Source organism: Buttiauxella cochleicola (genome assembly GCF_021282435.1).
In the GTDB taxonomy this organism is placed as follows: Bacteria; Pseudomonadota; Gammaproteobacteria; order Enterobacterales; family Enterobacteriaceae; genus Buttiauxella; species Buttiauxella massiliensis.
Genome location: NZ_JAJSOT010000005.1, coordinates 119,681 through 131,115 on the forward strand (window position 1 = coordinate 119,681; position 11,435 = coordinate 131,115).

11 protein-coding genes are annotated in these 11,435 nt (G+C 51.4%); 3 read left to right on the forward strand and 8 right to left on the reverse strand.

Features of this window, described 5'->3' with window-relative positions; all coding sequences use genetic code 11:
- Positions 1-99: 99 nt before the first annotated feature.
- The gene (gene yjgA, locus LVQ77_RS13365) at positions 100-651 is read left to right on the forward strand and encodes a ribosome biogenesis factor YjgA (RefSeq protein ID WP_064515802.1); all 552 of its coding nucleotides are present in this window, start codon (positions 100-102) and stop codon (positions 649-651) included.
- Between the two features lie 46 nt (positions 652-697).
- Here yjgA and LVQ77_RS13370 read toward each other — a convergent pair whose 3' ends face one another.
- Positions 698-1,225, reverse strand: a complete 528-nt coding sequence (locus LVQ77_RS13370; RefSeq protein WP_232904766.1) for a GNAT family N-acetyltransferase — start codon at positions 1,223-1,225, stop codon at positions 698-700.
- A 58-nt stretch (positions 1,226-1,283) separates the two neighbouring features.
- Complete coding sequence (gene mpl, locus LVQ77_RS13375; protein ID WP_232865663.1) at positions 1,284-2,654, reverse strand: UDP-N-acetylmuramate:L-alanyl-gamma-D-glutamyl-meso-diaminopimelate ligase; 1,371 nt, start codon at positions 2,652-2,654, stop codon at positions 1,284-1,286.
- Positions 2,655-2,828: 174 nt separating this feature from the next.
- Between mpl and fbp the strand changes: the two genes are divergently transcribed.
- Complete coding sequence (gene fbp / locus LVQ77_RS13380; RefSeq protein WP_034492895.1) at positions 2,829-3,827, forward strand: class 1 fructose-bisphosphatase; 999 nt, start codon at positions 2,829-2,831, stop codon at positions 3,825-3,827.
- A 68-nt stretch (positions 3,828-3,895) separates the two neighbouring features.
- On the opposite strand, the gene LVQ77_RS13385 is transcribed toward fbp, so the two are convergent.
- The 5 genes from LVQ77_RS13385 to ytfQ form a co-directional block, all read right to left on the reverse strand.
- Positions 3,896-5,449 (reverse strand): methyl-accepting chemotaxis protein, encoded by a 1,554-nt coding sequence (locus LVQ77_RS13385; RefSeq protein WP_232904660.1) that lies wholly within the window; start codon positions 5,447-5,449, stop codon positions 3,896-3,898.
- A 79-nt stretch (positions 5,450-5,528) separates the two neighbouring features.
- Positions 5,529-6,530 (reverse strand): galactofuranose ABC transporter, permease protein YjfF, encoded by a 1,002-nt coding sequence (gene yjfF / locus LVQ77_RS13390; protein ID WP_034492890.1) that lies wholly within the window; start codon positions 6,528-6,530, stop codon positions 5,529-5,531.
- The gene (gene ytfT, locus LVQ77_RS13395) at positions 6,517-7,548 is read right to left on the reverse strand and encodes a galactofuranose ABC transporter, ATP-binding protein YtfT (protein ID WP_232904661.1); all 1,032 of its coding nucleotides are present in this window, start codon (positions 7,546-7,548) and stop codon (positions 6,517-6,519) included. Before ytfT ends, yjfF begins: the two co-directional genes overlap by 14 nt.
- Positions 7,549-7,558: 10 nt before the next feature.
- The gene (ytfR, locus tag LVQ77_RS13400; protein WP_232865666.1) at positions 7,559-9,061 is read right to left on the reverse strand and encodes a galactofuranose ABC transporter, ATP-binding protein YtfR; all 1,503 of its coding nucleotides are present in this window, start codon (positions 9,059-9,061) and stop codon (positions 7,559-7,561) included.
- A gap of 141 nt (positions 9,062-9,202) precedes the next feature.
- Positions 9,203-10,159 (reverse strand): galactofuranose ABC transporter, galactofuranose-binding protein YtfQ, encoded by a 957-nt coding sequence (ytfQ, locus tag LVQ77_RS13405; RefSeq protein WP_064515782.1) that lies wholly within the window; start codon positions 10,157-10,159, stop codon positions 9,203-9,205.
- 293 nt (positions 10,160-10,452) lie between these two features.
- Between ytfQ and ppa the strand changes: the two genes are divergently transcribed.
- Positions 10,453-10,980 carry an inorganic diphosphatase gene (ppa, locus tag LVQ77_RS13410; RefSeq protein ID WP_064515779.1) on the forward strand — a complete coding sequence of 176 codons (528 nt, stop codon included), beginning with the start codon at positions 10,453-10,455 and terminating at the stop codon, positions 10,978-10,980.
- A 108-nt stretch (positions 10,981-11,088) separates the two neighbouring features.
- On the opposite strand, the gene LVQ77_RS13415 is transcribed toward ppa, so the two are convergent.
- A complete protein-coding gene (locus tag LVQ77_RS13415; protein WP_151994040.1) occupies positions 11,089-11,433 on the reverse strand; it encodes a gamma-glutamylcyclotransferase family protein in 345 nt (114 codons plus the stop codon).
- Positions 11,434-11,435 lie beyond the last annotated feature (2 nt).

Here is an 11,435-nt window from a genome sequence, read left to right on the forward strand (position 1 = left end):
AATGTAAGGTGAGTGAATTAAGTCTAACCCAGAACAGAACAATTTCGCAGTGAACAGGCTTTACTGGTAGAATTAGCCACTTTTTTTAAGGAGCCTAATATGACTAAGCAGCCCGATGACTGGCTCGACGACGTACCAGATAACGAAAATGAAGACGAAGATGATGAGATTATCTGGGTCAGTAAAAGCGAAATTAAACGTGATGCCGAGGAGTTAAAACGCCTGGGTATGGAACTGATGGAGTTGGGCAAAAATGCGCTCGACAAAATCCCTCTTGATGAAGATTTGCGTGCCGCTATTGATTTGGCTCAGAAAATCAAAAAAGAAGGCCGTCGCCGTCAGGTTCAGTTAATTGGCAAAATGATGCGTTCGCGCGACATGGACCCTATCCGCGTAGCACTCGATAAACTGAAAAACCGTCACAACCAACAAGTCGCACTGTTCCATAAACTGGAAGCACTGCGCGATCGTTTGGTTGAGGAAGGCGATGATGCAATGAGTGAAGTGTTAAGACTTTACCCAGAAGCTGACCGCCAGCAATTACGTGTACTGATTCGTAACGCACAAAAAGAAAAGGCAGCAAATAAGCCGCCAAAATCTTATCGCCAGATTTTCTCATATCTGCGCGAACTGGCTGAAACCCAGGCCTAAAAAAATGCCCGCAAATTTGCGGGCATTTTTATTAGTGCCTGGCATATTAATCCCGCCCCATTACCACACTGGATAAATCCGTATTAAATCGCTGATATTGATCGCTGCTAATCGCATGCGGGTAGCTCAAAACAATCAGCTCATGATCTGATATATCAATGTGGTAAGTCGGATGATAATGATTAAATCCATTCTCATGGAAGCCGAGCTTTTGATAAAATCGCAGGCGTTTCTGGGCAATATCAGTCGTTAACGGATCGATCTCCAGAATGGTCAGCGGCTGCATTTGCAGAAACTGACTCAACATTCTTTTGCCATATCCTTGTGCCCGTAATTCCCCGTTTACCGCCAGATGCTCAATGTAGGTGTAATCACCAAAACTCCATGACGCAATCATGCCAATAAACTGCTCACCATCAAACCAGGCTTGCAAAGTGTAGTTTGGACTACTGAGCGCACTCACCTTAGCTTCGGGTTCACGTTTCTCATGCCATGGAAAAGCGCTTTCATATAACGCATCCACGGGCGAAAACCACGGACCATCAGGAGAGGTAATACGTTTAACTGTGAGCATATTGGTAGGCCAGAAAATGCCAGCCCGATAGCCGAGCTGGCATGGTAGGGGAGTACGATTACTGGTTTTCTGATTTTTTAGCCAGTGCATCCAGCAGCTTCTGGTGAATACCACCGAAACCACCGTTGCTCATCACCAGAATATGGTCGCCAGGTTGAGCCGTTTTCACCACCATATCCGCCAAAGTGTCGACATCTGCACTCCAGTGAGCAGGCTGAATACAGGCTTCTGCCACTTCAACCACTTGCCATGGAATATGCGGAGGCTGAAGTAAGAAGACTTCGTCAGCACGACCTAAAGAAGGTGCCAGATCATCTTTGCTCAGGCCCATTTTCATGGTGTTAGAGCGTGGCTCAAGCACCGCGAGAATACGTGCGGTGCCGCCAACTTTGCTACGCAACGCCGAAAGTGTTGCCAGAATCGCCGTAGGATGGTGAGCAAAGTCGTCATATACCGTCACGCCATGCGCTTCACCACGTAATTCAAGGCGACGACGGGCATTGATGAAGCTATCCAGGGCTTTCGCAGCATCTGCCGGGGTAACACCCACATGGCGTGCCGCGGCAATCGCCATCAGCCCGTTATGCATGTTGTGTTCGCCAACTAGCTGCCAGTGAACTTCTCCGACACGCTCGCCATCCAGGTACACTTCCCAGTTGGATGCATCAGGATTAAGCTTCTTCGCCTGCCAGTGGCCTTGCTCGCCCACCAGCTCTTGCTCGCTCCAGCAACCCATTGCCAGCGTCTGCTTAATGTTGGTGTCGTTCTCAGGCCAGATGATTTTCCCCTGCCCCGGCACAATACGCACCAGATGGTGGAACTGTTTCTGAATCGCTTTCAGATCGTCAAAGATGTCGGCGTGATCAAACTCAAGGTTATTGAGGATCAACGTACGCGGGCAGTAATGCACGAATTTGGAACGCTTATCGAAGAACGCACAGTCGTATTCGTCAGCTTCAATCACAAAGAATGGGCTATCGCCCAAGCGTGCAGAAACATCGAAATTACCCGGTACGCCGCCGATCACAAAGCCAGGCTTGTAGCCACAGGCTTCCAGAATCCACGTTGCCATACCTGCGGTGGTAGTTTTACCGTGAGTCCCCGCCACAGCCAGCACCCAACGGTCGCGCAGCACAAAATCGTGCAGCCACTGTGGGCCAGACATGTAAGGAATACTTTTCTCAAGCACCGCTTCAACGCACGGATTTCCACGCGTCATTGCGTTGCCGATGATCACCAGATCCGGCTGTGGATCGAGTTGGCTTGGGTCGTAACCTTGAATTAATTCAATACCCTGCTCTTCAAGCAGAGTGCTCATTGGAGGGTACACATTGGCATCCGAGCCCGTAACCTGATGGCCGAGTGAACGAGCCAGCATAGCAAGGCCGCCCATGAACGTGCCGCAAATACCCAAAATATGAATACGCATAAAACTATCCTTTTATTATTTGGCGCACATTCTAACCGTATGTTGGATGCTGGCAAATCGCATTTAAGTTAATTCCGTATTTTGCTGGCGCGATTCACCTGTACGCTACTATTTGAATCTTTGTTAGGATTGTTGCAGTCGTTTCATTTAATTAACAGAAGCAGGGAAAGTGTTATGAAAACGTTAGGTGAATTTATTGTCGAAAAGCAGCACGAGTTCTCGCACGCAACCGGTGAACTGACTGCCTTGTTGTCGGCAATAAAGCTCGGCGCAAAAATCATCCACCGTGATATCAACAAAGCAGGTCTGGTTGATATTCTGGGTGCCAGCGGAGCTGAAAACGTTCAGGGCGAAGTGCAGCAAAAACTTGACCTGTTCGCAAACGAAAAACTGAAAGCAGCACTGAAAGCCCGAGGGATTGTGGCCGGTGTTGCTTCCGAAGAAGAAGATGACATCGTTGTTTTCGAAGGCGCGGAACATGCCAAGTATGTTGTACTGATGGACCCACTTGATGGTTCATCAAACATCGACGTGAACGTATCAGTTGGTACCATTTTCTCCATCTATCGCCGTATTACACCGGTAGGCACTCCTGTCACCGAAGCCGATTTCCTCCAGCCCGGCAACCGTCAGGTCGCGGCGGGTTATGTGGTTTACGGCTCTTCAACCATGCTGGTTTATACCACCGGTTGTGGCGTTCATGCCTTCACCTACGATCCTTCCCTTGGCGTGTTCTGCCTGTGCCAGGAGCGTATGCGCTTCCCGGAAATTGGCAGCACCTATTCCATCAACGAAGGGAACTACATCCGTTTCCCGCAGGGTGTGAAAAAGTACATTAAGTTCTGCCAGGAAGAAGATTCCAACACCCAGCGCCCGTACACCTCACGTTATATCGGTTCTCTGGTTGCCGACTTCCACCGCAATCTGCTGAAAGGTGGGATTTATCTCTACCCAAGCACCGCAAGCCACCCACAAGGGAAGCTGCGTTTGCTGTATGAAGGCAACCCGATGGCGTTCCTTGCAGAACAGGCTGGCGGTAAAGCGAGTGATGGCAAAGAACGTATTCTGGATATCATCCCGGAAACCCTGCACCAGCGCCGTCCGTTCTTCGTCGGTAACGAACATATGGTCGATGATGTAGAACGCTTTATCCGTGAGTATCCGGACGCTTAATTCGTTTTAATATCTCCCCTCACCCCGTCCCTCTCCCCCAGGAGAGGGTTAGGGTGAGGGCTCGTGAATTAACAACGAAACGTCGCCATCGCCGCAACTAAATGCTGCGACTGCTCCTCAAGTGAACGCGTAGCCGCTGTTGATTCCTGAACCAATGCCGCATTTTGCTGCGCTGCCTCATCCATCTGGCTCACCGCGATATTCACCTGCTCGATACCATAGCTTTGCTCGTTTGACGCATTAGCAATTTCACTGACCAATCTGGTCATGCGCATCACCTCTTCAGCGATTTCATCCATCGTTTCCCCGGCTTGTTGCGCCAGTTCACGACCTTCGCCAACATGATTTTGCGAGTCCGAAATCAGCGTGCGGATCTCTTTTGCTGCATCAGCACTGCGGCTTGCCAGAGTACGAACTTCGCCCGCCACTACCGCAAACCCGCGCCCTTGTTCACCAGCACGCGCCGCTTCTACAGAGGCGTTCAGCGCCAGGATATTGGTCTGGAAGGCGATGCCGTCGATAACGCTCAGGATGTCTGCAATACGGTCAGAACTACTGGAGATATCACGCATTTTCTCAATCACATAACACACCATTTCGCTGCCACGGTCGGCGGTATCAGAAACGTCTTTCGCCAGTTTATGCGCCTGCTCGGCGTTGTCGGCGTTCTGTTTCACCGTCGCGGTAATCTGCTCCATGCTGGCAGCGGTTTGCTCCAGAGAAGTCGCCGTGGATTCAGTACGTTGAGCGAGATTCTGGTTGCCAGCCGCCAGTTCGCGGCTGCCGGTATCAATTTGCGAGCTGGCATCGCGCACGCGGCTTACCGATTCCATCAAGGAATCTCGCATGATGGTAATTGCCGTCGCCAGGCGGCCAAATTCGTTATTGCCAGCTGGTGGCAACGTCTGGGTTAAATCACCTTTGGCGACAAACTCCAGTTGCTCAATCGACTGATTCAACGGCTTGAGCAGTAAATGGCGGAGCGCCAGCCATACCAGCACGATAATCCCGGCGGTGAGCAGTGCGGCAATAATAATTAGCGTAAGGACGATTTTCTTATGCAATTGCACCGCTTCAACTTCGCTGTTGCCGCGCGCCTCGCCCCACTGTTTGAAAATCTCGACATCGGTATCAAACTTTTGCGACAGCGGAATCAGCGTCTTTTCCAGCAGGTCGTAGTAATCATCGGGGCTTTGTTTGGTGAGCGCTGCAAGCATCGGATTGATGCCTTTTGCGAGGTAGTCCGCATAACTCTGCGATAAGTTTTGAATCAGGCGATTGCCCTCTTCGTCGCTCACACCGCTGTCGATAAACTCTTTTAGCTGCTGTTGAGCCGCCGTCACATCACTGGCAACGTAATCGGTGGATTTGGTGGCATCTTCCAGTAGGCCAATTTCCATCTGGCGAACCGCCTGCCCTGCACCGTTACGCGCGCGTAACAACGAAACATAGCCATCAGACAAGCGCACCATCTGCTCGCCCTGTAGGCGATTGATATTCTGGAGTGAGGTTGAGCTTTGTTGCAGAGCAAAAATGCCCATGCCGCTGACAAATAACAACAGGAAGGTCATGACTGCCAGCAATGTCAGCAGCCCCGTGCGAATAGACAAATTTCTCAACATGCTCTTTTCCCGGTGACAGAACGATAGAAACGATTGAAGTGTTATCGACCATCACCGGGTAAACATTAGGCAAAGCGGTTCAGCTTTGACCTGGCGTTACGTTAATGCGCTTCACTGGCGAGCTTTGGCGGTTTTCCCACAGCACCGTCAGGCCGCGCTGTAGGGCAATGAAAATAAACAGCAAAATGCCGATGGCGATTTTCGTCCACCACGAACTGAGCGTGCCATCGAAGTTGATATAGGTCTGAATTAGCCCCTGGATAGCCACACCAAACAGCGTGCCGAGCACCGTTCCCACGCCACCGCTTAACAACGTGCCGCCGATAACCACGGAGGCAATCGCATCCAGCTCAACACCCATTCCAGCCAGCGCGTAACCCGCAGAGGTATAGAGTGAAAAGACGATTCCTGCCAAAGTCGCCAGCCCGGTAGAGAGCATATAAATACGAATCGTGGTGCTGCGCGTGGAAATCCCCATCAGGTTTGCCGAAGTCGCGTTGCCACCAATCGCATAAACCTGGTTACCAAAACGGGTACGGTGCGCAAGGAAAATGCCAATCACCACCACGGCCAGCATCAGCAGGCCCATGGCACTCAAACGCCCACCGCCGGGAATACGCCAGGCAAGGTTTGAAAGGGTGTCATAAATCGGGTGATCAATCGGAATCGACTCTTCCGAAACCAGATAACTGACCCCACGCAGGAAGAACATCCCGGCAAGCGTGATAATAAAGGCTGGGATTTTCAGCGCGTCGATAAGCAGCCCCATAAACGCACCGAACGCGCAGCCCATCAGCAGCACCAGCGGGAAGGCCACCAGCGGCGACAAACCCCAGAAGCCAATCGCTTTGGCGAGGAACACGCCGGTAAAAGCGATCACCGAACCGACAGAAAGATCGATGCCGCCCGAGAGGATCACAAAGGTCATGCCGACGGCAATAATTCCCAGAAATGCGTTATCGGTCAGAATATTGCAGATTACCCGAGTTGAGGCAAAACCGGGGAATTGCGTCAGGCAATACAGATACCCCAGCACAAACACCGCCAGGGTAATCATCAACGGCAAGTTACGTTTGATCATGGCGACGGAGTCCTTTGAGCAAAGCAATAAAACGTGGCGACTGAACAACCAGCACGCACATCACCACCACCGCTTTCACCACCTGGTTAAGCTCAGGCGGGAAACCAGAAAGCAGAATGCCGGTGTTCATGCCCTGAATAATCAGCGCACCAATCACCGAAAGCGCGATGTTAAAACGCCCGCCCATCAACGAACCGCCACCGATGACTACCGCAAGAATAGCGTCCAGCTCCAGCCACAATCCGGCGTTGTTGGCATCAGCACCGCGAATATCGGCGGTGACGATAATCCCGGCGATAGCGGCGCACAGGCCACTCAACACGTAAGTCAGCATCACGACGATACGCGTATTTACCCCGGCGTTTTTCGCTGCGCGAATGTTAATCCCAACCGATTCGATAAACAGTCCCAGCGCCGTTTTACGGGTAAACAGCCAGAAGACCAGCAGCGTTGCCAGCACAATAATCACGGGTGTCGGGAAGAAGAACAGCGAACCGCTGCCCAGAAACGAGAGGTTTGGTGAATCAAAAGTAACGATTTGTCCGGCGGTGATAAGTTGAGCCACACCGCGCCCGGCCACCATTAAAATCAGCGTGGCAACAAACGGTTGGATTTTCAGGATGGCCACCAGAATGCCGTTCCACAACCCCGCCAGAACACCAACGCCGAGGGATGCCAGAATCACTACCGTCAGGCTGTGCCCGTCGACAGTTAACGTCGCAGCCGTCGCACCAGCAATCGCCATCACCGCCCCAACGGAAAGATCGATACCGCCGGTGGCGATCACCAGCGTCATGCCAATGGCAAGTAATGCGACCGGTGCCGCACGGTTAAGAATGTCTATCGGGCTGCCGAACAGCCGCCCATTTTGCACCACGATATCAAAGAAATGGTTAGCGACCAGGCTATCAACCAGTAGCACCAGCACCAGAGCAACTAACTGCGGAATACCCGGCGGCCAGCGAAAACTTCGCTTCGGCTTTTCGGCATCCGTTTGCGGCAATGAACGAGACATCACGTTTTACTCCTTATGCCGCAATGGCATTCATAATTGCCGATACGGAAAGCTCGTCGAGCGGGATCTGGGCCACTTGCTGCCTGTCACGCATGATGATCACGCGATCCGCATAGCCCACCAGTTCTTCGAGTTCAGAGGAGATAACCAATAGCGCCAGGCCATCGGCACACAGCGTTTCGATCAAACGGATAATTTCGGCGTGTGCACCAACGTCGATCCCACGAGTCGGTTCGTCGAGGATCAGGAACTGCGGTTTGGTCAGCAGCCAGCGTGAGAGCAACACTTTTTGCTGATTACCACCGGAAAGAAATTCGATCGGTTGATCGGGGCCGGGCGTACGAATACCCAACTGGCGAATAAACCGTTCCGCTATTTGATACTGTTCACGCTTAGGGATGGGGCGCAGCCAGCCGCGTTGGGCCTGTAACGCCAGAATGATATTTTCACGCACCGAAGCGGCGGCAATAATGCCGTCAGTTTTGCGATCTTCCGGGCAAAAACCAATCCCGAGAGACGAAGCTTTATGCGGCGATCGAAGTGATTGCGGCTTGCCTTTGATCCATGCGTTGCCCTGATCTGCGGGTTTGATCCCAAAAATGACTTCGGCGGTTTCGGTGCGCCCGGATCCTAATAACCCCGCCAGACCAACGATCTCACCCGGACGGACCTCCAGATTGAACGGGTTGATCACCCCTTTCTTACCGAAATCTTTAAATGCGGCGACCGGTTTATCGCTCAGTAAAGTACGGCCCGCACGGTTGAGCGCATTGGTTTCCAGCTCGCGCCCCAGCATCATTTTTACCAGATCTATCTGCGGCAGATCTTTTGTATTTCGCGTGCCCACAAACGATCCATTGCGCAGAACGGTAATACGATCGGTGACTTCGTAAACCTGATCGAGGAAGTGAGTGACGAAGATCAAGCTGACGCCCTGGTCACGCAGCTGGCGCATCAGGGTGAACAGCATTTCAACTTCTTTGGTGTCGAGGCTGGCGGTCGGTTCATCAAGGATCAGCACTTTGGCCGATAGATCGATGGCCCGGCAAATGGCAACGATTTGCTGCATCGCGACGGAGTAGCGGTTAAGCGGCTCGGCGACATCCAGCGAGAATCCATAGGACTCCATCAGGAGGGTGGCGCGTTTTTCCATCTCTTTGCGTTGTATAAACCCAAAGCGACGCGGCTCGCGGCCGATAAACAGGTTATCCGCCACCGACATATTCGGCAGCAAATTCACTTCCTGGTAGACGGTGCCAATGCCAAGCTGTTGAGCATGAGCGGTGTTTCTCGGTGAGATCAATTCACCTTCGAGATAAATATTGCCGCTATCGCGCTGATAAACGCCGGTTAGCGCTTTGATAAGCGTGGATTTCCCTGCTCCGTTTTCACCCAGTAACGCCATGATTTCACCCCGATTAAGGCTGAAGTCCACTTTGTCGAGCGCTTTGACGCCGGGGAAATGTTTGGTTAAGCCTTCCGTGCGCAGAATTTCCTGATTGTTGTTTGTGTTCATGAACGCACTCCTGCCAACGCACAACTGTAGGGTGAGATAAGCGCAGCGCCCTCGACCAGGCCCGTGCCTTAATGGCGGATGACGCTACGCTTATCCGCCCTACATAAAACAGCCCCTCCGTTTCGGGAGGGGCATAACTCATCAGTAGCCCATCGATTTCTTCTTCTCGAGCTCTTCTTTCGCGGTATCCGGGAGGTACAGCGTTGATTTGGTGATGGTCACTTTTTCCGGCATGGTGCCGTCTTTTTTGAATTTCTCGAGCGCATCGAACGCAGGGCCTGCCATGTTTGGCGTCAGCTCAACGCTTGCGTTCGCTTCGCCGTCGATCATTGCTTTATAGATATCCGGCACCCCGTCGATTGAACCGGTCAGAATGTCTTTGCCTGGTTTCAGGCCCGCTTCTTTGATGGCCTGAATCGCACCGATCACCATGTCATCGTTATGCGCGTAAACCATGCAGATGTTTTTGCCGTTATTCTCGGCTTTGATGAAGCTCTCCATAACCTCTTTACCTTTACTGCGGGTAAAGTCGCCAGATTGAGAACGAATGATTTTCACGTTAGACGCTTTAGAAATGGCGTCCGCAAAACCTTTCTTACGATCGATTGCCACACTCGCGCCCACGGTGCCTTGCAGCTCAACCACGTTACATTGCTTACCGTTCAACTCTTTAAGCAGCCATTCACCAATCAACTGGCCTTCCAGCACGTTGTTGGCGGTAACAACGGTCATATACAGCGATTTATCTTTCACATCGATATTACGGTCGAGCAGGAATACCGGGATTTTGGCCTCTTTTGCTTCTTGTAATACTGGCTCCCAACCCGTGGCGACGATTGGCGCAATGAAGATTGCGTCTACGCCCTGGGCGATAAATGAACGTACGGCTTTAATCTGGTTTTCTTGTTTTTGTTGGCCGTCTGCGATTTTCAGCGTGATGCCGCGTTTCTCAGCTTCACTCTTCGCAACCGATGTTTCTGCTGCTCGCCAGCCGGATTCAGAACCTACCTGCGAAAATCCGACCGTTAACGGAGCAGCTATCGCCATAGACGACATGGCTGCGGAGACTGCAGAGACCAAAAGTAAGCGCTTCCACATAGGGACATCCTCGTAGGGTTATTGTTGGTTAAAATCTGGGCGTCGAAAAAACTATAGACGACGTGTGGTGTAACAGAATGAGTTACATCACAATTCCAACAAGTCGCGCATATCCTTGTAACCGCTTACAAAAATTTATAAAGAATACGGCTATGTTTATGGATTTTCCCGTTGTCGGAAGGTTCTGGAAACGGCAGCAGGTGAGAAATGAAGGCAAAAAGAGGCGAAGACATTTAAATCGAGTTAGCTATAATACGCGGCACTTGAATGACACCAGTTTAAAGGAAAAAGACATGAGCTTACTCAACGTCCCTGCGGGTATTGATCTGCCAGAAGACATCTACGTTGTTATCGAAATCCCAGCAAACGCTGATCCTATCAAATATGAAGTTGATAAAGACACCGGCGCGCTGTTCGTTGACCGTTTCATGTCTACCGCAATGTTCTACCCGTGCAACTACGGTTACATCAACCACACCCTGTCTTTAGACGGTGACCCGGTTGACGTTCTGGTCCCAACTCCATACCCACTGCAACCAGGTTCTGTTATTCGTTGCCGTCCAGTTGGCGTGTTGAAAATGACTGACGAAGCTGGCGAAGATGCCAAGCTGGTTGCAGTTCCGCACACCAAACTGAGCAAAGAATACGATCACATTAAAGATGTGAACGACCTGCCAGAACTGCTGAAAGCGCAGATCTCCCACTTCTTTGAGCAGTACAAAGCTCTCGAGAAAGGCAAATGGGTTAAAGTTGAAGGCTGGGACAATGCAGCAGCAGCTAAAGCTGAAATCGTTGCTTCCTTCGAGCGCGCTAAGAAGTAATTCTTACCCTCGCTTAATGCTTGTGAAAACACCGCCAGATGGCGGTGTTTTTTTATGCGTCTGCAAAAGTGAAACGGCCACTCAGATGAGTGGCCGTTTGGGAATGAACTACTCGCTATCTTTATCCAGCCAATCTCCGCTTTCGATGCGGGTTAACCCCTCCACCGAACGCTGGTACACATACATCCATGCGCTGCCGTAAGGAGTCTGAATTAGCTGACGTTTATACTCGCCACCTTTAGTGCGCAAAGCGTCAAGCTCAGAGAGTGTAGAAGCATCAATGCGATACACTTCACCCACCACAGACCCCTCACCCGGCACTACCCCCGGATAATGGCCAAGGCTGTATAAAGCGTAATTTTCAACATGATGATCCCCAAGCCACTGGGCGTTGGTCATCCAGTGGCTGTTACCTTGCTTGCGTCGTAAACTGCCGTAAACAAAAATTCGCATAG